Here is a 23,092-nt window from a genome sequence, read left to right on the forward strand (position 1 = left end):
GACAACAGACTTAGGATAGGCCGTCTCAATCAGCATGAGCATCAGTATTTTTGCGCCGCCCCTGCCAAAAAAACCAGGGGACCATCTTCAATGGGGTAATCTGCACGGCAGCAGTTTAGCCCTGGCCATTGCCAATCTTGCATCCAGTCGCAAGGCATCTGTGTTGCTGGTCACCGCCGACACGCCTTCTGCACTGAAACTGTCGCGGGAAATAGAAGGCTTTACCGGTAATATCGAAGTAAAAGTGTTTCCCGACTGGGAAACCCTGCCTTACGATACTTTCTCACCGCACCAGGATATTATTTCCCAGCGTCTGGAAACCCTCTATCATCTGACCCAACCACAGCCCTGTATTTATGTGGTGCCGGTGAATACCCTGCTGCAGCGCATGGCACCAAGAGATTATCTGGCCAGATATCTGCTGATTCTAAAGCAAGGGCAGAAACTGGAATTGGATAGTTTCAGACAGGGGCTGGAAAGGGCTGGCTATACGGCGGTCAATCAAGTGCTGAGTCACGGCGAGTTTTCCATTCGTGGCAGCATTATCGACCTCTACCCCATGGGTAGCCGTGAACCTTATCGCATCGACTTATTCGACGACGAAATAGACAGCATCCGTTTATTTGATACCGACAGCCAGCGTTCCGGTGACAAGGTCACAGAGATTCGCCTGTTGCCAGCCCGTGAATTCCCTACCGATAAGCCCGGCATCGATTTATTCCGCCAGCAGTTTCTTGACCGTTTCGACGCCAGCAATGCCAAAGAGTCGGTTTATCATCAGGTCAGCAAAGGCATTATGCCCGCCGGTGTGGAGTATTATCTGCCGCTGTTTTTCAGCCACACCGAGACCTTATTTGACTACCTGCACCCAGACAGTCTGGTACTGATGCAGGGAGACTTAGTCAACGCCGCCGAATTTTACTGGGCAGACCTGATGGAGCGCTTTGAGCAGCACCGCTATGATCCGCTCAGGCCGTTGCTGGCACCGGCCGAAATTTACCTGAAGGTGGAAGAACTGTTCGGCCGTTTCAAGGACTGGCCGCGAATCAGTGTGCAGCACCAGGCGCTGGAAGAAAAATCCGGCAGAGTGAACTTTGCCACCGCACCGCTCACCGATATCGCGGTTAAGCCACAAAGCAAAACGCCCCTGCTAAACCTCAGTCAGCAGCTTGATAACTGGCAGCAAAGTGGCACTAAGGTGCTGTTTTGTGTGGAATCCCAGGGCCGTCGTGAAAGTCTGCTGGACCTGCTGAAAAAGATTGCCTGCAAGCCCAAGGTTTTCGATCGCCTGGAAGATTTCCTGGCCAGCCATGAGTGGCTGGGGATCACCCTGAATATTGCCGAGCACAGCTTTGCCTTAAGCGAAGCCGATGCTCGCCTGGTGCTGATTACCGAAACCGAGTTATTGGGGCATAAGATTAGTCAGCGCCGTCTGCGCGATAAGCGCCAGGCCACTGACGAAGCCGCCGTTATCCGCAATCTGGCCGAATTGTCAATCGGACAGCCGGTGGTGCATCTTGAGCATGGAGTGGGGCGCTATCTGGGCTTGCAAACTCTGGATGCCGGGGGGATCACCACCGAATACCTGACCATTGAGTATGCCAATGGTGCCAAGCTGTATGTACCGGTATCCGCGCTGCATTTAATCAGCCGCTATAGCGGTGGCGATCTTGACCATGCGCCCCTGCATCATCTGGGTACTGATGCCTGGGCCAGAGCGCGGAAAAAGGCCGCAGAAAAGGTGCGCGATGTAGCCGCACAGCTTCTGGATGTGTATGCCCGCCGCGCTGCCAAACCAGGCTTTGCCATCCCCATTGACTGGAATGAATACCAAAGCTTTGCCGACAGTTTTCCCTTCGAGGAAACCGCGGATCAGGAACAGGCCATTGCGGCAGTGATCCAGGATATGGGTAGCCCTAATGCCATGGATCGTCTGGTGTGTGGCGATGTCGGCTTTGGTAAAACCGAAGTGGCGATGCGCGCCGCCTTTTTGGCCGCCAATGCCGGCAAGCAGGTAGCGATATTAGTGCCCACCACCCTGCTTGCCCAACAACATTTCGAAAACTTCCGTGACCGTTTTGCCAATTGGCCGTTTCGTATTGAAGTGATGTCACGCTTTTCCAGTGGCAAAGCGCAGAAGCAGATTCTGCAGGATTTATCCGACGGTAAAGTGGATATCGTGGTCGGCACCCATAAACTGCTGCAGGACGACGTCAAATTTGCCGATCTGGGCCTGGTCATCATCGACGAAGAGCACCGCTTTGGCGTGCGTCAGAAGGAAAAATTCAAAGCCCTGCGCGCCGATGTGGATATTCTGACCCTGACCGCCACACCGATTCCGCGCACCCTGAATATGGCCCTGTCCGGCATGCGTGATTTGTCGATTATTGCCACGGCACCGGCCAAGCGACTGGCGATTAAAACCTTTGTACGCCAACGCGACAAGCAGTTGATTCGCGAAGCAATCATGCGGGAGATCCTGCGTGGTGGACAGGTGTATTTTCTGCATAATGAAGTAGACAGCATTGAGCAAACCGCAGCAGAGATTGCCGAGATTGTTCCGGAAGCCCGGGTGGCCGTCGGCCATGGCCAGATGCGTGAGCGGGAATTGGAACGGGTCATGTCTGACTTCTACCACCAGCGCTTTAACGTACTGGTCTGTACCACTATCATAGAAACCGGTATCGACGTCCCCTCGGCCAATACCATTATTATGGACAGGGCCGATCATCTGGGACTGGCACAGTTGCACCAATTGCGGGGCCGGGTCGGCCGCTCACATCATCAGGCCTATGCATATCTGTTAACTCCTCATCCCAAAAGGATGACCAAAGATGCACAAAAGCGTCTTGAAGCCATTGCCTCACTGGAAGATTTGGGTGCCGGCTTTGCCCTGGCTACCCATGATCTGGAGATTCGCGGGGCCGGTGAGCTGCTGGGTGAGGATCAGTCCGGGCAAATTGCTACGGTAGGTTTCTCCCTGTATATGGAGATGTTGGAGCAGGCGGTGGAAGCCCTGAAAAACGGCAAGGAGCCGTCGCTGGATGAAGCCTTGTCACAACACACCGAAATTGAGCTGCGTATTCCTGCCCTGCTGCCGGAAGACTATATCAATGACGTGAATACCAGGCTGTCGTTGTATAAGAAAATCGCCAACTGTAAATCCGATGATGATCTGGATGATGTTCAGGTGGAATTGATTGACCGCTTTGGCTTGTTACCGGAAGCGGCGAAAAACCTGTTGAAAGTCACACAGATGAAGCTTAATGCCCGCACCGTCGGCATCAGTAAAATTGAAGCCAGCGCGACAGGTGGCTTTGTCGAATTCGCCCAGGATACCCGCATTGATCCGGGCTTTATTATCAAGCTTATCCAGTCACAACCTGCGATTTATCGTCTGGACGGACCGCAAAAACTTAAATTTGCGATTAAGACCGACGCACATCAGGAGCGTGTTAAACTCATTGCGACCATGCTGGATGAATTCAAACAACGATTGCAGGCGGCCTGACTATGCTAAAAAGAAGTGCTCCACTGCTCGGTCTGACATTCGCGCTGTTAAGCCACACTTGTCAGGCACAAAGCACGGATTGGTGGTTCGAGGTTGAAGTTCTGTTATATAAACAGGGGCAGGCACTGGAAGCGCTGGACGAACGCTTTCCACAACCGGTAAAAACCCCTGGTAGTGCCAGGGCCGTGGATTTGCTAAGCCCGCTGCTGCAACCGGACATCAGCAGCTTGCGTGCCGCTTTAGCGCTATGCTCACCGTCACAAACACAGCCACAGGACAATGTTGTTGTTACTGACAGCACATTGCTGAGTGAAGTACAGCAATTACTCGGTAGCCTATCTGATCAGTTGCAAAGTGAAGAACAGGCGTTTTTGCCTCAAACCGGCACCGAACTGCAGGCACAGATCGTTGGCGCCCTGAACACAGCGCAACCATCACCCTGGCGGGCTGAAGACTTTATTGATTTATATCCGCTGCTACGCAGTGGCTGTCAATACAGTTTCGAACAGGCCTGGCTGGAAGACTTAGTCGTCAGTCACCCGAAAGCCGAGCCATTTGTTGCGCAAATGCCGATTCTGCCACAGGGCCGGGAAAAGCCTTACAGTGACAGTCCGTATTTGCTGCCCCCTGACATGCTTGAATTACGGCAGCTCGCCCGGGATCTTTATCGCCAGCGTGGCATTGAACCACTAATGCACCTGGCCTGGCGCCAGAACGTTCAGTTTGGCCGCAGCAAAGCCAGACCTTATCGCCTGTTTGCCGGACGCAACTTTGCGAAGAGCTACGATATCAATGGCTACCCACTGCCCGAGGAAAAGCCGCTACTGGCACAGCAAGACAGCGACACCTTGGCTACCCCGCTGGATTTAATGGCACAAGTGGAGCAAGCCCTGGCCGAACCCCTGGTGCTGGACAATCAAGCCGAGGTTGTTATTCAGCCAGGACAGCGCGCCGATGCGCTTTGGGAGCTTGACGGACTGTTTACGCTCTATCTGCAATATATCAACCGTATTCCGTATTTGCATATCGATGCCGATATGGTCTATCGCCAGGAAGGTCGTCCAGGATTGATGGGCACCGAGCCATTAACCCTGGCGCTAAATGGTGGGCAAGATATACAGCCGGATGATTCAGCGCCTCAATACCAACTCTACGGGCTGAAGTTTGATCAGCTAAGGCGCATTATCAGCAAGCAGATCCATTATTTTGACCACCCCTTGTTTGGCATGGTGGTGGAAGTACGCAGATACCACAAACCTGCGCCACCCAAGGAAGAGCCAGCATCATGAAAATCTACACAAAAGGGGGCGACCAAGGCACCACGCAAATTTATGTGGACAAGCCTGAACGTCTGGGTAAACAGGACATAGTACTGGAGTGTTATGGCACCCTGGATGAGCTTAACGCCCATTTAGGTATGCTAGCTTGTGAACTGAAGGAAATTGCCCAGTTACAAGCGGTACAGCAGATACAACAGCAACTGTTTCAGATCGGCTTTGCCCTGTCTGCATCCAGCAAACTGACCGATGACAATGTGCAGCAACTGGAGCAGCAGATTGACTTGTGGCAAAGCGAAATCCCACCACAGACCAGTTTTATTTTGCCTGGCGGCTGCCATAGCGCTGCCCAGGCACACATTTGCCGTACCATCGCGCGGCGTGCAGAACGACGTATGGTGGAGCTGAATCAGCAACGCGAGGTGCCAGGGGTCTGTTTACGCTACTTAAACCGCCTGTCTGACTGGTTGTTTGTGCTGGCCAGGGTATTGAATTTTCAGGCCGGCATGGACGAACCTCGGGTTTAAATCATCCCGCAGTCACCATAGAGACACGAAAAATACCTCTCGCAAAGCCGCTGAGTTCACAAGGAGAAACTCTGATATCTCAGCACTTCTTTATTAATTCAGCGTCACGGCGAGAAGCGCTCAGGAGGATATCATGCCCTTTCTGTAAGCCACTGTGCCTATCAGTACAAATGAAAACACAAACGACAGACTGATAACCGCCGTGCAAACCTGAAGTTGAAGGGGAGTCAGCTTGTCTGCCACCCAGAACACAACAGCAAACGTCGACAATTGGGCCAGTAATAACACCTTTAATGCTGCACTAATCTGGGCACTTGTTATCCCGTCTTTATCAGGCACTTTTGCAGAACAGAGCAATTGCTGACTGGGTATTTCAAACACCGCGCTCAATGCATCCAGAGTATCCATTGATACGTCACCGGTGCTCTCAGCACGCTGTATGGTTCTCAAGCTGACATTGCACATTTGCGCAACTACCTGCTGAGTCCAGTTTCTTGTCTCTCTGCTCGATTTCAGCAATACCTTATCGATCTTCATTGTTTTATCCTTAAAATTATCGGGCTAGGCACAAGTTAACAGCATAGAACAACATGGGTGACGACATTAGTATGACATCATATGACAATCATGCTGATTTGCTGGATTTGTCGTTCAACTGTTGTATCAGGTTTTAGTGAAAGGAAATGTAGTGCTGAATAATCTGCAAACTACCGCCAGAAAGCTTCGTTGGCTACGGCCCCTGTTGCTGCTCACGGGTTTGACGGCACTGGCGGTTTTCACTTATGTTTTGCTGCTGGCGGGCTCAGCAGCGGAAGATAAATATATCCTGCCCAGCCTGATCACTCTGTTCTGGTCCGGCACTCTCTACTGGTTTATCAGTGCCTTTACCCGTTTACCCGCGCGTGCGAATAGCAAAGACGGGTTTTTCAAGCGATGTAAAGCCCACATAGTTCGTGGGTTTTACAGCTTGCTGATGATGCTGGCCTTTGCCTTAACCCTGGTGATAGTGTTTATCAGTATCCGGAGTATCAATATCTGGTGGCAAAGCTATAGCTAGCATCGACGGCACCCTGCTTAACCCAGGTTAAGGTGCGCCGGTTCAAATACGTCTCTAATGCATTCAAGTCACCATTTCGAATGCATTATGATTCTACACAACAAAACCCTATTGATAACCGGCGGCACCTCTGGCGTTGGCTATGAACTGGTGCGCCAGTTGGCGCCGCATAATCAAATTCTCGTTATCGCCCGGGCTGGCCCCAGGCTGGATATGTTGGAACGGGATTTTCCCGGGCTGCAGACTTATGCGGCGGATCTAAGTGAACCGACCATCTTGTCAGGGCTGTGCCAAACCATAGTCGGTGAACATCCACAGATAGATGCCTTAATTAATAATGCAGCTATGCAGTTCGAGCCCTGCTTTTTGGATAAAGATTTTCTGTATGCGTCAATCAAGCAGGAAATCACACTGAATTTCACCGCTGTGTGCGCGTTATGTTACTTACTGCTTCCGGCACTTTTACAGGCTAATTCACCGGGGCGGATTATCAATATTAACTCCGGACTGGCACTGGCACCTAAAACCCAGTCTGCGGTGTATTGTGCGACCAAGGCGGCCTTAAATAGCTTTTCTCAAAGCTTGAATTATCAGCTTGAACATACTCCTGTCCGCGTTCTGCAGGCCTTTCTGCCACTGGTAGACACCCCTATGACCGAAGGGCGTGGCAAGGCCAAGCTGTCGGTAAAACAAGCCGCACAAGCCATTATCCGAGGCATAGAACGGGATAAAACAGTAAACGACATTGGCAAGGTCAGGTTGCTGCGTTTGTTGCACAACCTGTGGCCACAATTGGCAAAAAAAATCATGAAAGGGCATTAACAATATGAAATTTAAAACAATTCACCCAAATACAATAGGACTGATGATGGCACTGATTTTTACCCCAGTTATGGCAAAAGCACTGACGGTGCAAGTCCGTCAGATCGAAGCAGCCCGTCAGGGGCAAATTATAGTGATGCTGTTCGCCAACGATGGCTTTCCCAAAGATCATGCTAAGGCTCTCAGCATTCAGACCCGACCAGTAACCAGTGACGCCAGCTGCTTGGCGTTTGAGTTTACGGTCAACACCAGCGAGCTGGCGGTAAAGGTGCTGCACGACGAAGACATGAACAACAAAGTCACCAAGAACTGGACTGGTATCTGGCCGGCCGAAGGGCTTGGCTTTTCCAATGGTGCGCGTGTCCGTCTTAGCGGGGCACCCTCGTTTAAGGACGCCAGGCTGAGCTTATCTGCCAACCAGGACGTAATCGATATTCCCCTTATTTACCCCTGAAAGCAGGACCCCAAAATGAAAGCCTTATTCCCCCTTGTACTGTGCTTGGTACTGGTGTTTGCCTGTACTTTTGTGCTGATTAAATCCACTGGTTTGCTGACCATTGAGCAAATTCGCGTGTGGCTGGATGCCGCTCAATATGCCAACCCGCTTTACGTCGGAGCCATGGTAGTAACGTTGCTGTTTGCAGATTTATTTATTGCCATACCCACTTTGACCATCACCCTGCTAAGCGGTTATTTTCTGGGCCCGCTGTTTGGTGCACTGTCGGCTATTCTGGGGTTATCGTTGGCAGGCATCGGGGGGTATGCCATCAGCTACCGATTCGGTGACAAACTGCTTAACTTGCTGCTTAAAGACGCTGCCAAACGTAAGGAAGCCACAGATACCTTTGTCCGCCATGGTGCCATCGTTATCCTGCTTGCGCGCGCTATGCCAATCCTGCCGGAAGTATCCGCCTGCCTGGCCGGGATCAGCAAAATGCATTTCGGCAAGTTTATGCTGCTTTGGCTATGCAGTGCTGTGCCCTATGCCGTTATTGGCGCATATGCCGGCGCCCTTAGCAGCATGGATAATCCCAAACCCGCCATCTTGGCCGCCGTAGGTATCACCACTGTACTTTGGCTAGGGTGGCTGGGCGCGAACCACTACCTTATCGGTCGCGACAAAGTGGAGGGTTAAAAGCCTGTCGCCAACGGCGCTTATTGTTGTTATGCTGAGCGCCGTAAAATAACAGTTAGATTGAGGAGAGTTTGATGATTGTAGCGATTACCCACCCGGCAAAGGTTGCTGAGTAACGTCAATTCTGTCGCTTTTCTCGGCCCTTTCAGCCTTTGCCCGGTGTTCTATGACCGGGACCACTGACTTTCAATAGAGCGGGTTTATTACAAACCGGCGTCACTTGGTTCCTATGTATTTATCTGTGTGTGCACAGCTTATTGCTGTGCGCATAAGGAAATCATATGAATTTATCGCTTTCACAACTGGGCTGGCAGGCATTTTTTCAACAACAACTTAGCCTGCAAGAATTTGAACATCATCAGATAAGCCGTGTGGTCGCCCACCACCGTAATGAATATGTGCTAAGAAATGAGCATGGCTTGTATCATTTGCCCCTTACCCCTTCCCTGCCTGCTATGACTATTGGTGATTGGCTGCTGGTGGATAATGACGGGCAATTTGTGCGCTTGCTGGAACGTAAGTCGGTATTTAAGCGTAAAGCTGCTGGCAGCCAGTTAGCTGAGCAGTTAATCAGCGCCAATGTCGACACTCTGCTGATAGTCTGCTCGCTGAACCAGGATTTTAAACTGAGTCGGATTGAGCGCTATCTGACCCTTGCTCATGAAGCCAGGGTAGATCCTGTGGTGATACTGACCAAACAGGATCTGTGCAGCGACGCGGATGAAAAGCGCGCTTTGGTGCAACAGCTAGACCCATTGTTAGTGGTGGAATCCGTTAACGCCCTGGATAGTGAAAGTTGCGCATCGCTTTTGCCCTGGTGCAAGTCTGGCAATACCCTGGCGGTAATGGGTTCATCCGGTGTGGGTAAATCCACCCTGGTCAACACATTAAGTGCCGGGAATGAACAGAAAACCGCCGCCATTCGAGAGGATGACAGCAAAGGCCGACATACCACCACGGCCCGCTCCATGCACTTTCTGCCATCTGGGGCCGTGCTGATTGACACGCCCGGCATGCGTGAGTTGCAACTCAGTGATGGTGAAGATGGCATACGCCGAACCTTTGCCGATATTGATGCCTTAGCCGAACAATGCCGTTTCTCTGACTGTCAACACAAGGGGGAACCGGGCTGTGCGGTGCAACAGGCACTGGATAACGGTGATATCGAGGCACGCCGTCTGAGCAACTATCACAAGCTGCAGGCCGAACTCAGCCGCAACAGCGCGTCATTGCAGGAGCTGCGCGCCAAAGACAAGCAGTTTGGCAAGATGGTTAAAAGGCTGATGCCGGTTATCCGCCACAACAAAAAGGGTTACTAGCTCGCTAGAAAGGTCACATTTCTGTGACCTTTTTTCCATCAAACAACCTTAAAAGCGCTGGCGAATTTTCTTTAAAAAGGCTTCTACCCGCTTTTGATCGGCTTTTTCACTTTGGTAAAAAGACAACATTGATAGTAACTTTGCCGCTCACAGGATGTCAGCGCCGGAGCAAAATTATCCTGGTACAGATCCCGAACCTCTATCTGATGGCCCTGGCCTTCAAGATGCTGGATAGTGTGTGCTGCCAAATAGGCACATAGGCACATAGGCTGTTATTTAGCGGATGAGCAATGACCACCAGAGTTGTCACTTGAGCTTCCTCATTAATTGGATAAGGGGGTTAAGCCAATGCCAGATGCAGTAAAGGGAAGGGCGCGCCCTGCCCGTCCAGCTCCGAGCGACCAATCTGCACAAAGCCCATATGCAGGTAGAACCCTAACGCCTGTGGGTTTTGTTCGTTGACATCCACCTTACTCACGCCCTGCTGGTCAATGGCATGACGACAAAGTGCTGTGCCTACGCCCAATCCGCGCTGCTCAGGGGCAATAAACAGCATTTCCAGATTGCCTTCGGCGACACCGCTAAAGCCCAGCAGCTCACCGCCCTCATTACGTGCCGCGGTTAAGGCAACCGCATCAAAATACTGCTCCAGAATCAGGGGTTTTAACTTGAGGATATCGGCGTCACTAAGAAAATCGTGGGTAGCTCGCACCGATGCTTCCCAAATCTGAATAAGCTGCGGGTAATCATCCCGGCTGACCGAACCTAAATACATTGATACTTCCTTATGCTAAACAAATAGGGAGGCCGAATAAGCAGGTGAAATCCTACCCATTACATCTCTAATCTCTCAATCTGCTACTGAATGAGCGCGAACCGGCAAAGTAAAAGAAACACATAAGCCACCATGATCGCGGTTATATAAACGCAATTTGCCCTGGTGTGCACTGATAATTTCGTTACATAAGGTTAAGCCGATACCGCTGCCACTGGATTTAGTGGTGTAAAATGGCAGAAGTGCCTGACTAAGCTGAGATGCTGTCATACCTGGCCCCCGGTCATATACCGAGAAACTGATTTGCTGACCATGCTGTCGCAGCTCAAATCCCAGCTCTTTCACATCAGAACCGGATTCCCGCGCGTTTTTCACCAGATTTAACATCACCTGCTCAATCTGCGCCGGGTCAAACCAACCGTGTTGACTGATGCATTCAAGTTCGCCTTGAATACCCAGCAGAGTCAGCAAATGCTGGTAAAAATCCGTTATCACCACCTCACGTCGGCTCGGTGGCGGCAGGCGTGCATAATTGCTGTAACGCTCAATAAACTGATGCAAATGGGCACTACGTCTACCAATCGTATCCAGAATGTCCTCAAGCATAGTCAGATGCTCGGGCTGCTGTAAGATGGTACGGGCAGATTTCGTCAGGGACTGTATCGGTGCCAGGGAATTATTCAGCTCGTGACTGATCAGGCGGATCAGTCGCTTCCACATTTCGTTTTCCTTGCGCGACATTTCCCGGCTTAAGTTCTGATAAAGATACAGATGATGGGCCTTGCCGTGCAGGTGAAAAGGTTGGCAGTGCAACTGATAGACTTGCGCCAGGTCATCCTCGACGTAGCTAACCAGCCCGGCCTGGCGCTCCAATGACGCTGTGGCTAATGCTGCGGGTAGATTGTCGACCAAATCCGCAAACCGCATGCCCTCCAGTTTGCTGTTCAGCCTGAACAGCTCGCGACTGGCGGTATTAGAAAACACCACATATTGCTGATCGGTCAGCACCATGGCCAGTGGCGCATGCTGAATCACCTTGTCAAGTAACAACTCCCTTTGATTCAAGGTCATTCGCTCGGCGCGTAACACCTTGGTGAGTTGGTTATAGGCATCCACCAGTTCGCTCATTTCAAGGTAACGCTGGTTATGAATACTGATACTGAAATCGGCGTCTTTGAGCGCCAGTATGCCATGCTTGATAGCCAGCGCACTGCGACTAAAAGGCGATAGCAACCACCTTAGCCACACCGCCAACAACGCCAGTGCAGCAAAGCCACTCAGCGCTAATTGCCATGGTGCATGGTCGGCCTTTAACTGCCAGACCAACAACCATACCAGCCCAGCCAGATAAGGTAGCAAGCCCAGCAGCAAGCGCCGGTACAGCGACTTTTCAGTTATCCAGTTCAAACTTCTTCATCCTGCGATACAGCGCACTGCGGCTAATGCCTAAACTTCTGGCCGCATCAGCTATCACGCCCCCCGCCTCTTCGATGGCCTGACTGATATCCTCAGCACTGGGTTCGGGTTGCTGAGTTTCGCAGTCACCAGATGTGACCGCAGCTTTTACCACCTCCACCGGTAAACCCAAATCGGCGACTTTTACCAGGTTGTCCTGACACAATAGTGACGCTCTTTGCATGACATTTTTTAACTGGCGGATATTGCCCGGCCAATCATACTGACTAAGTATCTGTTCAGCACAGGTTGCCAATTGCAGTTTGTCCCCCAGAAAATGCCTGGCCAAAGGCAGAATATCAGCACGGCGCTGGTTTAAAGGGGGTAATGCCAGCTCTATCACGTTTAATCGGTAGTACAAATCTTCGCGAAAGCTGCCTGCAGCGATGGCCGCTTTCAGGTCGGTATTGGTGGCACTGATAATACGGACTTTAACCCTGATAGTGTCGCTGCCGCCGATACGCTCAAACTCGCCGGTTTCCAGTACTCTGAGGAGCTTGGCCTGTCCGTCCAGCGACAAATTGCCTATCTCATCTAAAAACAGTGTCCCACCATCGGCCAGCTCGAAGCGCCCCGTACGCCTTTTACTGATACCGGTATATGCGCCCGCTTCAGCGCCAAACAGCTCAGCTTCAACTAAGTCCTTAGGTAAAGCGCCGACATTGACTTTGATAAATGGCCCCTGGCTGCAACTGGAGTTGGCCTGGACTATTTCGGCAATTTTCTCTTTTCCTGCGCCATTGGGACCAGTGATCAGAACGGATACCTCGGCATGGGCAATTTGGGTGGTAATACGCAGCAAGTCATACATAGACTGGCTTTGATACTTAAGACCACAAAGGTTGAACTCGCTTTCCAGTTGGCGTTTTTTCGCCTGCACATGGCCACGTTGCTCATTTTGTGCCCTTTGCAGCGCGCCAAGTTTCAGCAAATTACGCACCGTGACCATTAACTTATCATCGTCCCAGGGTTTGCCCAGGTAGTCTGCAGCACCGGCTTTAACCAATTCTATTGCGGTTTCAAGCGCGGTCCAGGCAGTGATTAGAATAATAGGCAAGTCAGGATGCATGTCGCGGATACGGTGGAAAAGCGCAATGCCCTCTTGCCCTGATGTGGTGTCGGCACTGAAATTCATATCCTGAATAACCAGGTCAACTTCGCCGTCAGCCAGTTTTTGCAGTCCCAGTTCCGGGGTTAAGGCCTGCTCCGTGGCCATACCATTAATAGTGAACAACACCTTCAGCGCCTGGGCGATATCCGGGTTGTCGTCAATAATCAGTATTTTTGCTGTTGTCATGGTCGTTCCAGGCCCCGTCTTGGCAGAGCTACTTCGAATAAGAACAGGGTGGTCAGAACAATACTCCGTCCTTCCACGTCGTTGCTATTCCCGCCTTGGTGTCATTTAAAGATAAAGAAACACCCAGTGCGTTTCTCTATCTTTACCTCTGCAACTCAATTTCCCCGGGTCACAATGGCGGGCGATATCTTTGCCGCTTTTCGGGCCGGTAGCCAGGTGGCGATGGCATTGATTACCCACATACTCAGTATTATCAAGCCGATAGCCCCCATATTCAGATAATTCTCTTCATCACGTTTAGACAAATCGAATATCAAGAACAAGGTTACCAGCGCGCCCAGCAGGCAGCCAAACCAGGTGATCAGGGTATTTTCGGTCAGAAAGTAGCGGATAATATCAGATTTGCGTGCGCCAAGAGCACGGCGGGTGCCGATTTGTTTACGTCGCTGATTAACCTGAAAGGATGTCAGTCCGGCAATCCCCACCGCAGTAATCAGCATCAAAACGGCGCTAATGACCAGATTGATCATGGCCCGACTGCCCCGCCCGTCATACATTCTTTTTTGTACCCGGGTCAACAGTTCACTGGCGCCCACATAGCGTCCCTGCTCCTGATAAAACAGGCTGACAAGTTCTTCGATCATCGCCGCCCCGCGACCGTCTTCCACACGAATCAGGTACTCAGGTTCGTTTTCCTGACTCCACAGCAGCTGTGGCCGAATCAGGCTATGGTAGGACATGCCGCGTCCATTGAGTCTTTCACCGGTCATCACATTGGAGTAGACCCCCACCACTTGCACAGGGTCGCCGCCCTTGCTTAGCCACAGGGTTTTACCAACCGCGCTTTGCTCGTTAAACAATGCCTTGGCCAACGCTTCGCTGACCATTACAGACGCAGCCCCCTGGCTTGCTCCTGTGCCGTCAATGACCTCATCGGCGGAGGATAACCGACGACCATCCAACAACTTAAGCTGCAACACATCCAACAAACTGGTTTCTGCTTCAAACACTGCTGTCTGCATAGGCTGTGCATTTTCCTCATTAGTTTGATAAAGCTCTACAACGTCCTCAGCAGTAAAAGGCACGGCGTAAGTACGGGCAACATCCTGCACACCAGGTAATGCCTTAATCCGCTGTAAGTCCCGTTGCATGGCGGCGCCCAGATCCTGAGTATCGTCGTAAAACTCGGCGTTGATACGGATAATATTGTTATGGTGAATACCTGAGGGCATATTCCAGGCTCTTAAAGTAACCAACGTGGTTAATATGGCACTGGATAACACCGCCATGGTCAGTGATACCTGCAGCACCGTTACAATCGTCATAAATTTGTTCTGTTTCAGACTGAGCAATATAGGTCGGATTTCCATTATCAGGCTCCTAATAATGGGAGCAGCCAAACAGCCAGCTCCTTAATGGGGGTCGCAGCAAGGGACAAGGTGTCCAGCACGGCAAGATTCAGTTGAACGATCAGATTGCTTTGCCAGCACCATTCTATCACCGTCAGCAAGATGAATAGGCCGAGTGTTATCATGCACAAATCTCGCTGCCAGTCAGAAAATGCCTTGTCCATTGCCATTTGTCCTTACTGTGATTTCAAATAACCAGCCACCGGCTGACTGCACAAACGCCAGATGGGGTAGATACTGATCAGCAAGGCACACAGTACGCTGATCGCAAAGGCTTGAAGGGCCAGGCCCCAGTCAAGTTGGAAATACGGCATAACATCCTCCAAGCGGGCATTGTAGTCTGATGCCCACAGGCGAATCTGCACCATGGCCTTTAAGCCCAATACCGCAATCAATAACCCGAAAACCGCACTAACCAGGCCGAGCATCATCACTTCCAGGGTATGCTGAAGGATAATGGCGCTTTTTCTGGCACCCAGCGCGCGGCGCACACTGACTTCTTTGCTGCGACGTATAAATTTAGCAAGCAGAATGCCAATGGCATTGAGTAAACAAACGGTATAAAACAACAGCGCCATAATCACAGAGCTTTGTTCACCGTAGTTAGCATTGAGAAAATCCATCTGCTCGACAATGTTCAGCACATAAGTTTGAAGCTCACGTGGAAAACGACCATAGGCTTTCTGTTCATTAATATAGGCATGCAGCTTTTCCTGGTACTGAGCCGGGTCAGCCTCAGGTAACTCTGCCCAGAATGCCAGCCAGCCGCATTCCGATGCCTGCAGAGTCGCCAGATCCTGGTTGGTGAAGCGCGAGCTTTGCGGCTGGTCGGCTTGCCAGCAATCAAAGCGGGTATCGCGGGTAAGATTGTGGTTCAATGCATACTGTACCGGCACAAAAAAATCGTGGGGATAGCCCTGATAATAGCCGCGGTCATACAGGCGCCAGCTTAGATGCCAGGTGTCCAGCACCCCCACCACCGTCACCGGCTTATTATTCAGTAGCAGGCGTTTGCCAACACTGTTAGTACCACCGAACAATTTGTCATTCATGGTTTTACCCAGTACCACCTGGCTGTCGCCGCTATCCGCGGCCAGTTGCCAGCCACTGCCGTACAAAAATGGCGGCTCAAACATGGTAAAGAAGTCAGCCGTGGTCGCCGCACCGCGGGTCTGCATCGGGCGCACTTCATTGTCTGCAAAACTCAACGTCGCCCAGGTGCGCATCACATAGGTCTGACGTATGGCAGGCATATCCAGGTTATACAGATTCACCGCATCACGGTACGTGGTATCGGGCATGTCTATTGCCCGCTCAATTTTATCGGCACTGAGCTCACGATTATCCATCTGCACCAGGTATAAAGTACTGGCCTTATCGCCATGGGGAATATCTGAGCCATTTTTAGCACCGGTATAGAAGGTCACAAACAGGCCAAGCCCCACTGACATGGCCAGCAACATCAGCAAGGTCAAGGCAGGCCGTTCTTTCAGGCTTCTTAACGCCAGGGAAAAGTTATAGGCAAACATGCAGGACTCCTAGGCGCGTTTAACCAGCGCATCGCTGGGATTCTGGTCAACATCGCTGACCTGACCATCGAAGATTTGGATATTGCGCCCGGCGCGGCGGGCCAGTTCATCGTCGTGCGTCACCATCACAATGGTGGTACCTTGCTGGTTAATCTGCTCCAGCAATTCCATCACCTGACGGGCCATTTGCGAGTCCAGATTGCCGGTGGGCTCGTCGGCCAGTAAAAAACGCGGCTTACCCGCTATGGCCCGGGCGATCGCCACGCGTTGCTGCTGGCCACCGGACAGTTGGGTAGGCAGATGCTTCATACGGGAGCCCAAGCCCACCAGCTCCAGGGCTTCCTCGATGCGTTGCTTGCGATCTTTGGCACTCAGGCCCCGATAACGCAGGGGAACATCCACATTGTCGAACAGCGGTAAGTCAGGCAATAAGTTGAAGCTCTGAAAAATAAAACCTATCTTCTGGTTGCGTAAATCCGATAAGGCATTGTCAGACAGCCCCCTGACGTTCTCGCCGTCCAGAAAATAATCCCCCTCCTCAAAGCTTTCCAGCAAGCCCGCCAGATTTAAAAACGTGGTTTTACCTGAGCCAGAGGGACCGGTAATAGAGACAAACTCACCGGCTTTGATATGCAGATCAACATTGCGCAAGGCATGGGTTTCCACCAGATCGGTACGAAAAATCTTGCTGACACCTTTCATTATTAACATATTGTTATTCCTTATGATTTTTTATTAGTTAGCCAGATAAATCTGTTGCTGCTGGTTAAACTCTTCGAGACTGGAAATGATAATTTCGTCGCCGGGTTTTAAACCTGACAGCACTTCTACTTCCGCCAGGCTGCGTGCCCCAATCTCAATGCCATGACGCACCGCCACATCACCATTGACCAGATAGGTCACCCTGCCGCCACCGGACTCCACAAACGCACCGCGGCGCACTTTCACCACATTTTGCCGGGATTCTATTAAGATCCGCGCGCTGACCCGCTGGTTCTGACGCAGATTGGCAATGCTATCGCCGACAAAACGAATACGCCCTACTACCTGTCCGTTATTCACCTCCGGGGAAATTGCCACTACTTCGCCGGCAAATTGCTGGCCGTTCAGGCTGATGTCACTGCTAAGCCCAACCCCTAAGTCGTCGGCATAGTTTTCAGGAATCGACACTTCCACTTCAAAAGCACTTAAATCAATCAGGGTGATCAAGGGGCTATTGGCCGCCACACTGTCTTTTTCCCGGACATTGACGCTGCCAATAATGCCGGACGCCGGTGCCAGCAGTTGCAGCTCATCCACCTGGCGTTTTAGGTTGTCCACCACAAACTGCTGACGGGCCAGTTGGGACTCCTTACCTTTTAGCTCAAACTCCATACTTTCTTTGTCCAGTTCAAACTGCTGCTGGGCATGTTTATGAGCAAGTTCGGCTTTCTTGAACTCCGAGACTTTTTCCTCAAATTCCCGCTGGCTTATCAGCGCATCGCGGATACTGATTTCGGCTCTGTGTTTATTCACCTGTGCGGCTTCCAGATTCACTGCGGATACCTCAATGGCCTGACGGTTGTTGAGAATATCGGTCTTCATCTGGATCTGATAACGGCCCACTTCAATCTTCAGTTGTTCCAGTACTGCCAATTCCTGAGCGTAGTTGTTATCCAGCTCCGGGCTGTCAACACTGGCCAGCAACTGGCCTTGCTCTACACTGTCGCCAGCCTTGATATACAGTGACACTATGCCGCCGGAGCGGGCATACAACGTCGGACTGTTGGACGCCACAATCCGCCCTTGCACGGATATATCACGTTGCATATCGCCCTGCTCCACCACCGCAAAGCGCACTCGCTCACGAGCCACCGTCATATCGGCGCCAAACAGGCTGCTCAAAGCCGGACCAGTGACGACCAGTGCCGCAGCACAAGCCACTGTCACCACACCGACAATTAACCATTTGCGCTTCACACCCTTGGGCTGAATCACTCTGTCTTGTCCTGAGGTATCTCTTAACATTTTATCCTTCACTCCTTGCCGCTATCGCTTTGCGGACCCATTACCGGTTTGGTTTAGCACGTAGCATGCCAAAATATAACCAATTGTATTTATTTGATTTTTTAACTCTTCACGGGTGTGCGAACAGTTTGACAGCCTGTGCGAACACTGACCGAACAGCTAAGATAAGGAAGGGGTTTCACGGAAGTTTCAGGGCATTATCTTGGCGAACTCAGCGCCTGTGCGAGAGACATTATTGAGTTTTTCTATTTTAAACACTGAGTGTTAGCGCACCAGGGGCTGTTTATCTTGCTAGTATAGACTTAGTTCAAGCCCAGCCCCTGGGTTGCCCGCTAACCAGAAGCTTTGTTAACAACGCCGTCGGCATTGGCCGAAGACCTTTAACCTGCGCGTCCTTCAAGTACCTCGGCAAAGGCAAACATGGCATTGAGCGAGGCCGGGAAGCCGGCATACACGGCCATCTGAATAATCACTTCCTTAATCTCTTCTTCACTGCAACCCACATTCAATGCCGCGTTTAAGTGGACTTTAAGTTGAGGTGCACAGTGGCCCAGTGCCGTTAACGCGGCTACCGTAGCAATTTCCCGGGCTCTGAGGTCCAGGCCCGGGCGGGAATATACATCAGCAAAGGGGAATTCGATGGTCAGCCGGGCCAGATCCGGGCAGATGTGTTGCAGACTATTGATCACCGCCTGCCCGGCTTCACCGTCAATTTCATGCAGTTTTTGCAGACCCTGTTCTAAGCGGTTTGAGTTCATACTTGGCTCCTTGATGAGATTATAGAAGCCACAGGCTACAACTTAGAGTTAACTCGAAGTCAACCCACTTTTTGATTCTTATACAGCCAGATTTTATGTTCTAACACCGCCATATGTTGCTGTTGACGAGCAATATAGGCTTTTAGATTTGCCTGATGCTCTTCCAGCATGGCCTGACGCAGGGGGGCGGTACTGGCGCCCTGTTCACGCAGTTGGGCATATTGCAAAATGGCCTCCAGCGCCATTCCGGTTTCTTTTAAACGCAGGATGAAACCAATCCACTCCGCATCCTTACCAGTATAAAAACGATGGCCACTGCTGCTGCGTTGCACATTCTTAAGCAGACCTATTTTTTCATAATATCTGAGCGTATGGGCCGACAGTCCCGTTACCTCTGCAAACTCTTTGATATTCATGACTTGCCTATGCAACTAGTTGGAAAACAACAGCATACAGAACTTTCTTTACAATAACGGTGGGTCATTGTTAAAAACAGTTAGCGCATCCTGCCATGAATTGGTGGGATAAGCAGCTTTTCGTTGGGTGATGTATACAGACAGTAGAGAAAAATCAAAAAGGAAGCACCATGCAAGCAAAACAGGAACAAAAATGAAAGTAAACCTAACCATACTGCTGGCTCTATTTTGGGTGAATGCGGGTCAGGCTGTAACAGTGTTTGACAATAGCAGACAGCGGAGCATTCCTGTTGAGATCATTTTGCCTTCTACAGAGCAGCAATGTAGCCAGGCAAAGCCCTGCCCTGTAGCGTTTTTAAGTGCGGGTTATGGTGTCAGCCATTTGGATTATGAATTTGCTGTCAGGCCGCTTGCTGCACTTGGCTACCTGGTTGTCGCTGTTGGCCATGAACTGCCTGATGACCCGCCGCTTTCGGTAAGTGGCAATCTGTATCAGAGCCGACAGGAAAACTGGATCAGAGGGGCTGAAACTCTGAGGTTTTTACAACGGGAACTGCCAGCACAATACCCTGCGTACAACTTTAATCATTTACTGCTAATTGGCCATTCCAATGGCGGTGATATCTCCACCTGGCTGGCAAACCAAGACAACGTCAGCATTAAGGCACTGATAACCCTTGACCATCGACGGGTCCCTCTGCCTAAAAATGGTAACATTGCGATACTGTCAATACGTGCCTCTGATTTTCCTGCCGATGATGGGGTATTGCCAAGTGAGAATGAACAGCAACGGGATGGCAGTTGCGTGATAAAAATTGCTTCTGCACGACATAACGATATGACAGACGCCGGGCCAAGCTGGTTGAAAGATAATATAGCGGTAATTATCACCGATTTTATGCAGCGCCGGAGCTGTCGGCAGCAATCAACTCCAGCGCTCTAGATAATCACAGGCCCAAGTCTGCTGGAATCACACTATAGCAATGCGCTACCTGTGGTTGCCCCAGATGATACAACTTGTTGCGCAGCAGCCCTTCGTATTTACCGCCCAGGGATTCTGCCAAAACGGTAATCCGTGCCCTGCTGCCAGGCCTTTGGCGCGGTTTCCACCCAAAAACGCGCATCATCCAGGCTATAGGCCTCACTGCACCAGGGTAACCAAGGCGACAAGTGGCCGACAGACGCACGCACCGCTTCAAACAGTTTGCCAGCATCTTCGGCCCGGTAAGGTCTTATCTCAATCTCCATCATGTCGCTGCGCCCGGTACGCTAAAGTCGGCTCTAGCCCTGGCAACTTGCTGACGGGTTATACAATGTTCGGCATGATCGTTGACCAGCCCCATGGCCTGCATAAAGGCATACACAGTAGTGGGGCCAACAAATTTCCAGCCTTGCTTTTTCAAGGCTTTGGACAGGGCTTCAGAGTAAGCACTAGTGGCGCGCATTTGCAATTGCTCGGTATCAGGCTGCGTTTCTTCAAAGCGCCAGAAGTAAGCGGCCAAGGAGCCTTCGCGTTCCACTAATTCTATGGCCCGTTTGGCATTATTGATCACCGCTTCAATTTTTCCCCGGTGACGGATAATACCGGCATCCTGCAGCAGGCGCTGAATATCCTGCTCGTTAAACTGTGCAACTTTGTGAAAGTCAAAGCCCTGGAAAGCCGCGCGAAAATTCTCGCGCTTGTTTAAAATGGTGCGCCAGCTTAAGCCTGATTGAAACGACTCCAGACAGAGTTTTTCAAACAGGCGAATATCATTGTCCACCGGAAAGCCCCATTCGTTGTCGTGATAGGGCAAAAACTCCGGCGCGCCGCCACACCAGTTGCATCGCGGTTGCTGATCACTGGGGTCAATATAGGTACTCATATAACATCCTTAGTGGAGTAAAAACGTCAGGCGCTCATCGGCCTGGTGTGGGGATACTTCAATGATCTCGCTGCTGACCACCTGGTGAATAACAAAAGGATCGGCTGCAACCCTTTCCTGCAATGCCTCCAGCTCCACATTATGGGCCAGCAACACGCCCCCTATGGCTGGTTTCAGGCTACCCACCAGCATAAATACGCCATCTTCACGGCCAGCCTGGATCCAGTCTTTATGCGCCTGCATATACAAGTCAGCATCGGCGCGTTTTTCGGCAAATTTTAATAACACAATAAACATCAACTCTCCTTGCTATTGTCGGATTCGGCCTGGCCAGCAAGCTGCTGCTCCAGCCATTGGTTTAGTTGTTGTACTTCCTGCTCAATAAAGGCCATATCGTCAAAGGCATTGGCCAGGGTGGCGATGCCCTGACTGCGGGCAAGTAAATGCATGGCTAACGTATCGGCCTGATGTTGGGGAAACCCCAGCGCCATAAATTGCCCGGCAAGCCACTGGCGGAACAAACCAAACAAATCATTGGCTCGGGTCAGGGCCTGATGGTTTAACTTCGCCAGTTCACTGGTCAAGCTGCCCACCGGGCAGCCGTATTTCACAATCTTGTTGCCGTTAACGATCAGGATCTGAATAAAGCAAGCAATTCTGGCTTTGGGGTCTTCACCACTTTGCTGCCAGTCATCCAGCATTTGCCGGGTCCTGTCCAGGCGCAGAGCTATCACGGCATCCAGAATCTCGTCCTTGGTTTTAAAGTGATAGTAAAAATTACCCCGCGAGATCTGCACCGCATCGGCAATATTGGCAAAAGAGGTAAACTCAAAGCCTTGCTCATAGAACAATCTGTCGGCCTCGGCCACTATCTGCTGGCGTTTGGAAACTGGCATCAGCATCCCTGTAGGACATTTGACCCAAAGATTAGGACAACTGCCCTAGACATGCAAGAGCAGTTTGATGATTTAGAATTTCTATAATGAAATCATATGCTAAGTCGACACACTTACTTGCAAGTTGGCTTGTGACTAGGTCATATCCGTGAGGCAAGATAGATTCGAAGCAATCCAGGGGAACATGGGTATCAATGATATAAGGCAATCCAACTGACCGAACAAAAGCTGGATAACCCGGCTGAAATTCTGGACAAATTAACCGAACACCGTCTGCAACACACCAGACAAGGCTGGAAATTAATCTGGCCGCCCCCATAACCCTGGAAGGCAACTATAAGGTGTATGTTATGTCTGCGAATTCAGAACTGTCCAATCAACAACTGCAATCGGTCAATCAAAAAATAGTCGCCAGCGGTGAAACCCTGCCGTCGGTGAGACTCAAAGATGGCAGCCAGGTACAAACCGGTACGGTGGCCACTATGCTGCACAATGTTGCCCTGTACAACAGCGGGGAACGCGGGCAGGTGGAAGAAGAACTGCGTCTGGCCGTGGCCACCCTGATTAAAGTAGGATTGTTTGACCTGTTTAGCCCGCAGGAGTGGATGGCCGGCGACAACCCGGGGCGCCGCTTTGTTGGCGAACAGGCCCTGTTGCACTTAAAGCAACAGAGCTGAGTCGTTACAGGGTCTGTGGGATGGCTACCCGCCGATCAGCTGATAGTTGCCTATATCCCCTTCAATCCCCAATCTTTGCATGGTTTCCTGGGCATTGAAACCTATGGCCTTATGGGCTTCCATTACCACGGCTTTGGCAGCATCGATAGCCGCCTGACTTTGCCACTGGGCAATAGTCACTATGTTGTAACGGCCCGGACCGGCCACTTGTTCCAATAGCTGATCCTGGATAAAGCCGGGCTGCTTGCGTAGAATTTCGTGGGTGGCCATCACCCGCTGTAAGAATTCGTCCCTGGCCCCCTGGGGCACCACAAATTTATCAACCCGAAACACAATGCTATCTGACATCGGATACTCTCC

26 protein-coding genes are annotated in these 23,092 nt (G+C 51.1%); 10 read left to right on the forward strand and 16 right to left on the reverse strand.

Going from position 1 to position 23,092, the window contains the following annotated elements; all coding sequences use genetic code 11:
- Nucleotides 1–34: 34 nt before the first annotated feature.
- The 3 genes from mfd to ABD028_RS06150 are packed head-to-tail and all read left to right on the forward strand — an operon-like array spanning nt 35 to nt 5,315.
- A complete protein-coding gene (mfd, locus tag ABD028_RS06140; RefSeq protein ID WP_343842980.1) occupies nt 35–3,511 on the forward strand; it encodes a transcription-repair coupling factor in 3,477 nt (1,158 codons plus the stop codon).
- A gap of 2 nt (nt 3,512–3,513) precedes the next feature.
- Entirely contained in the window at nt 3,514–4,800 is a 1,287-nt protein-coding gene (locus tag ABD028_RS06145) for a CsiV family protein (protein WP_343842983.1), read from the forward strand.
- On the forward strand, nt 4,797–5,315 hold the full coding sequence (locus tag ABD028_RS06150) for a cob(I)yrinic acid a,c-diamide adenosyltransferase (protein ID WP_343842985.1): 519 nt from the start codon (nt 4,797–4,799) through the stop codon (nt 5,313–5,315). Before ABD028_RS06145 ends, ABD028_RS06150 begins: the two co-directional genes overlap by 4 nt.
- A 120-nt stretch (nt 5,316–5,435) precedes the next feature.
- On the opposite strand, the gene ABD028_RS06155 is transcribed toward ABD028_RS06150, so the two are convergent.
- Nucleotides 5,436–5,852: a helix-turn-helix domain-containing protein gene (locus tag ABD028_RS06155; RefSeq protein ID WP_343842988.1), complete on the reverse strand. Its 417-nt coding sequence runs from the start codon at nt 5,850–5,852 to the stop codon at nt 5,436–5,438.
- Nucleotides 5,853–6,003: 151 nt separating this feature from the next.
- Between ABD028_RS06155 and ABD028_RS06160 the strand changes: the two genes are divergently transcribed.
- The 5 genes from ABD028_RS06160 (at nt 6,004) to rsgA (ending at nt 9,648) form a co-directional block, all read left to right on the forward strand.
- Nucleotides 6,004–6,372 carry a hypothetical protein gene (locus tag ABD028_RS06160; RefSeq protein WP_343842991.1) on the forward strand — a complete coding sequence of 123 codons (369 nt, stop codon included), beginning with the start codon at nt 6,004–6,006 and terminating at the stop codon, nt 6,370–6,372.
- Between the two features lie 87 nt (nt 6,373–6,459).
- The gene (locus ABD028_RS06165; protein ID WP_343842994.1) at nt 6,460–7,194 is read left to right on the forward strand and encodes an SDR family NAD(P)-dependent oxidoreductase; all 735 of its coding nucleotides are present in this window, start codon (nt 6,460–6,462) and stop codon (nt 7,192–7,194) included.
- Between the two features lie 4 nt (nt 7,195–7,198).
- A complete protein-coding gene (locus tag ABD028_RS06170; RefSeq protein WP_343842997.1) occupies nt 7,199–7,648 on the forward strand; it encodes a DUF2141 domain-containing protein in 450 nt (149 codons plus the stop codon).
- 15 nt (nt 7,649–7,663) lie between these two features.
- Nucleotides 7,664–8,329: a TVP38/TMEM64 family protein gene (locus ABD028_RS06175; RefSeq protein ID WP_343843000.1), complete on the forward strand. Its 666-nt coding sequence runs from the start codon at nt 7,664–7,666 to the stop codon at nt 8,327–8,329.
- A 281-nt stretch (nt 8,330–8,610) separates the two neighbouring features.
- Complete coding sequence (gene rsgA / locus ABD028_RS06180) at nt 8,611–9,648, forward strand: ribosome small subunit-dependent GTPase A (protein WP_343843002.1); 1,038 nt, start codon at nt 8,611–8,613, stop codon at nt 9,646–9,648.
- A gap of 340 nt (nt 9,649–9,988) precedes the next feature.
- On the opposite strand, the gene ABD028_RS06185 is transcribed toward rsgA, so the two are convergent.
- The 10 genes from ABD028_RS06185 to ABD028_RS06230 all read right to left on the reverse strand — a co-directional run bounded on the left by ABD028_RS06185 (nt 9,989) and on the right by ABD028_RS06230 (nt 19,294).
- Nucleotides 9,989–10,423 carry a GNAT family N-acetyltransferase gene (locus tag ABD028_RS06185; RefSeq protein ID WP_102794948.1) on the reverse strand — a complete coding sequence of 145 codons (435 nt, stop codon included), beginning with the start codon at nt 10,421–10,423 and terminating at the stop codon, nt 9,989–9,991.
- Nucleotides 10,424–10,498: 75 nt separating this feature from the next.
- A complete protein-coding gene (locus ABD028_RS06190) occupies nt 10,499–11,830 on the reverse strand; it encodes a sensor histidine kinase (protein ID WP_343843006.1) in 1,332 nt (443 codons plus the stop codon).
- On the reverse strand, nt 11,814–13,175 hold the full coding sequence (locus ABD028_RS06195; RefSeq protein ID WP_343843008.1) for a sigma-54-dependent transcriptional regulator: 1,362 nt from the start codon (nt 13,173–13,175) through the stop codon (nt 11,814–11,816). The genes ABD028_RS06190 and ABD028_RS06195 overlap by 17 nt, the downstream gene beginning before the upstream one ends.
- A gap of 155 nt (nt 13,176–13,330) precedes the next feature.
- Nucleotides 13,331–14,545 carry an ABC transporter permease gene (locus tag ABD028_RS06200; protein ID WP_343843010.1) on the reverse strand — a complete coding sequence of 405 codons (1,215 nt, stop codon included), beginning with the start codon at nt 14,543–14,545 and terminating at the stop codon, nt 13,331–13,333.
- 2 nt (nt 14,546–14,547) lie between these two features.
- The gene (locus ABD028_RS06205; protein ID WP_343843012.1) at nt 14,548–14,748 is read right to left on the reverse strand and encodes a hypothetical protein; all 201 of its coding nucleotides are present in this window, start codon (nt 14,746–14,748) and stop codon (nt 14,548–14,550) included.
- A gap of 12 nt (nt 14,749–14,760) precedes the next feature.
- Entirely contained in the window at nt 14,761–16,113 is a 1,353-nt protein-coding gene (locus ABD028_RS06210) for an ABC transporter permease (protein WP_343843015.1), read from the reverse strand.
- Nucleotides 16,114–16,122: 9 nt separating this feature from the next.
- Nucleotides 16,123–16,824 (reverse strand): ABC transporter ATP-binding protein, encoded by a 702-nt coding sequence (locus ABD028_RS06215; RefSeq protein ID WP_102794942.1) that lies wholly within the window; start codon nt 16,822–16,824, stop codon nt 16,123–16,125.
- 24 nt (nt 16,825–16,848) lie between these two features.
- Nucleotides 16,849–18,120 carry an efflux RND transporter periplasmic adaptor subunit gene (locus ABD028_RS06220; protein ID WP_343843019.1) on the reverse strand — a complete coding sequence of 424 codons (1,272 nt, stop codon included), beginning with the start codon at nt 18,118–18,120 and terminating at the stop codon, nt 16,849–16,851.
- 380 nt (nt 18,121–18,500) lie between these two features.
- Entirely contained in the window at nt 18,501–18,878 is a 378-nt protein-coding gene (locus ABD028_RS06225; protein WP_343843022.1) for a carboxymuconolactone decarboxylase family protein, read from the reverse strand.
- A 59-nt stretch (nt 18,879–18,937) separates the two neighbouring features.
- Nucleotides 18,938–19,294, reverse strand: coding sequence for a MerR family transcriptional regulator (locus ABD028_RS06230; RefSeq protein ID WP_343843025.1), 357 nt, complete (start codon nt 19,292–19,294; stop codon nt 18,938–18,940).
- A 193-nt stretch (nt 19,295–19,487) separates the two neighbouring features.
- Between ABD028_RS06230 and ABD028_RS06235 the strand changes: the two genes are divergently transcribed.
- A complete protein-coding gene (locus ABD028_RS06235; protein WP_343843027.1) occupies nt 19,488–20,237 on the forward strand; it encodes an alpha/beta hydrolase in 750 nt (249 codons plus the stop codon).
- Between the two features lie 98 nt (nt 20,238–20,335).
- On the opposite strand, the gene ABD028_RS06240 is transcribed toward ABD028_RS06235, so the two are convergent.
- From ABD028_RS06240 to ABD028_RS06255, 4 genes are read right to left on the reverse strand one after another with little or no spacing between them, the layout of a single operon-like run.
- Nucleotides 20,336–20,545, reverse strand: a complete 210-nt coding sequence (locus tag ABD028_RS06240) for a GNAT family N-acetyltransferase (RefSeq protein WP_343843030.1) — start codon at nt 20,543–20,545, stop codon at nt 20,336–20,338.
- Complete coding sequence (locus tag ABD028_RS06245; RefSeq protein ID WP_343843033.1) at nt 20,542–21,159, reverse strand: DNA-3-methyladenine glycosylase I; 618 nt, start codon at nt 21,157–21,159, stop codon at nt 20,542–20,544. The genes ABD028_RS06240 and ABD028_RS06245 overlap by 4 nt, the downstream gene beginning before the upstream one ends.
- Nucleotides 21,160–21,168: 9 nt before the next feature.
- Nucleotides 21,169–21,456, reverse strand: coding sequence for a YciI family protein (locus ABD028_RS06250; RefSeq protein WP_343843036.1), 288 nt, complete (start codon nt 21,454–21,456; stop codon nt 21,169–21,171).
- Nucleotides 21,456–22,055, reverse strand: coding sequence for a TetR/AcrR family transcriptional regulator (locus ABD028_RS06255; RefSeq protein ID WP_343843038.1), 600 nt, complete (start codon nt 22,053–22,055; stop codon nt 21,456–21,458). Before ABD028_RS06255 ends, ABD028_RS06250 begins: the two co-directional genes overlap by 1 nt.
- Before the next feature lie 350 nt (nt 22,056–22,405).
- Between ABD028_RS06255 and ABD028_RS06260 the strand changes: the two genes are divergently transcribed.
- A complete protein-coding gene (locus tag ABD028_RS06260; RefSeq protein ID WP_102794933.1) occupies nt 22,406–22,732 on the forward strand; it encodes a DUF7709 family protein in 327 nt (108 codons plus the stop codon).
- A gap of 24 nt (nt 22,733–22,756) precedes the next feature.
- Here the strand turns inward: ABD028_RS06260 and ABD028_RS06265 are convergent, their stop codons facing one another.
- A complete protein-coding gene (locus tag ABD028_RS06265; protein WP_343843042.1) occupies nt 22,757–23,080 on the reverse strand; it encodes an antibiotic biosynthesis monooxygenase family protein in 324 nt (107 codons plus the stop codon).
- Nucleotides 23,081–23,092: the final 12 nt, after the last annotated feature.

The sequence above is a fragment of the Bowmanella denitrificans genome (assembly GCF_039522935.1).
GTDB classification, from domain to species: Bacteria; Pseudomonadota; Gammaproteobacteria; order Enterobacterales; family Alteromonadaceae; genus Bowmanella; species Bowmanella denitrificans.

Coding starts and splice junctions, on each gene's coding strand:
- ABD028_RS06185 (WP_102794948.1), bottom strand. CDS start 10,423: ATGTATTTAGGTTCGGTCAGCCGGGATGATTACCCGCAGCTTATTCAG.
- ABD028_RS06240 (WP_343843030.1), bottom strand. CDS start 20,545: ATGATGGAGATTGAGATAAGACCTTACCGGGCCGAAGATGCTGGCAAA.
- ABD028_RS06225 (WP_343843022.1), bottom strand. CDS start 18,878: ATGAACTCAAACCGCTTAGAACAGGGTCTGCAAAAACTGCATGAAATT.
- mfd (WP_343842980.1), top strand. CDS start 35: ATGAGCATCAGTATTTTTGCGCCGCCCCTGCCAAAAAAACCAGGGGAC.
- ABD028_RS06145 (WP_343842983.1), top strand. CDS start 3,514: ATGCTAAAAAGAAGTGCTCCACTGCTCGGTCTGACATTCGCGCTGTTA.
- ABD028_RS06200 (WP_343843010.1), bottom strand. CDS start 14,545: ATGGAAATCCGACCTATATTGCTCAGTCTGAAACAGAACAAATTTATG.
- ABD028_RS06210 (WP_343843015.1), bottom strand. CDS start 16,113: ATGTTTGCCTATAACTTTTCCCTGGCGTTAAGAAGCCTGAAAGAACGG.
- ABD028_RS06235 (WP_343843027.1), top strand. CDS start 19,488: ATGAAAGTAAACCTAACCATACTGCTGGCTCTATTTTGGGTGAATGCG.
- ABD028_RS06250 (WP_343843036.1), bottom strand. CDS start 21,456: ATGTTTATTGTGTTATTAAAATTTGCCGAAAAACGCGCCGATGCTGAC.
- ABD028_RS06150 (WP_343842985.1), top strand. CDS start 4,797: ATGAAAATCTACACAAAAGGGGGCGACCAAGGCACCACGCAAATTTAT.
- ABD028_RS06230 (WP_343843025.1), bottom strand. CDS start 19,294: ATGAATATCAAAGAGTTTGCAGAGGTAACGGGACTGTCGGCCCATACG.
- ABD028_RS06165 (WP_343842994.1), top strand. CDS start 6,460: ATGATTCTACACAACAAAACCCTATTGATAACCGGCGGCACCTCTGGC.
- rsgA (WP_343843002.1), top strand. CDS start 8,611: ATGAATTTATCGCTTTCACAACTGGGCTGGCAGGCATTTTTTCAACAA.
- ABD028_RS06170 (WP_343842997.1), top strand. CDS start 7,199: ATGAAATTTAAAACAATTCACCCAAATACAATAGGACTGATGATGGCA.
- ABD028_RS06195 (WP_343843008.1), bottom strand. CDS start 13,175: ATGACAACAGCAAAAATACTGATTATTGACGACAACCCGGATATCGCC.
- ABD028_RS06220 (WP_343843019.1), bottom strand. CDS start 18,120: ATGTTAAGAGATACCTCAGGACAAGACAGAGTGATTCAGCCCAAGGGT.
- ABD028_RS06265 (WP_343843042.1), bottom strand. CDS start 23,080: ATGTCAGATAGCATTGTGTTTCGGGTTGATAAATTTGTGGTGCCCCAG.
- ABD028_RS06175 (WP_343843000.1), top strand. CDS start 7,664: ATGAAAGCCTTATTCCCCCTTGTACTGTGCTTGGTACTGGTGTTTGCC.
- ABD028_RS06215 (WP_102794942.1), bottom strand. CDS start 16,824: ATGTTAATAATGAAAGGTGTCAGCAAGATTTTTCGTACCGATCTGGTG.
- ABD028_RS06245 (WP_343843033.1), bottom strand. CDS start 21,159: ATGAGTACCTATATTGACCCCAGTGATCAGCAACCGCGATGCAACTGG.
- ABD028_RS06155 (WP_343842988.1), bottom strand. CDS start 5,852: ATGAAGATCGATAAGGTATTGCTGAAATCGAGCAGAGAGACAAGAAAC.
- ABD028_RS06205 (WP_343843012.1), bottom strand. CDS start 14,748: ATGGACAAGGCATTTTCTGACTGGCAGCGAGATTTGTGCATGATAACA.
- ABD028_RS06255 (WP_343843038.1), bottom strand. CDS start 22,055: ATGCCAGTTTCCAAACGCCAGCAGATAGTGGCCGAGGCCGACAGATTG.
- ABD028_RS06260 (WP_102794933.1), top strand. CDS start 22,406: ATGTCTGCGAATTCAGAACTGTCCAATCAACAACTGCAATCGGTCAAT.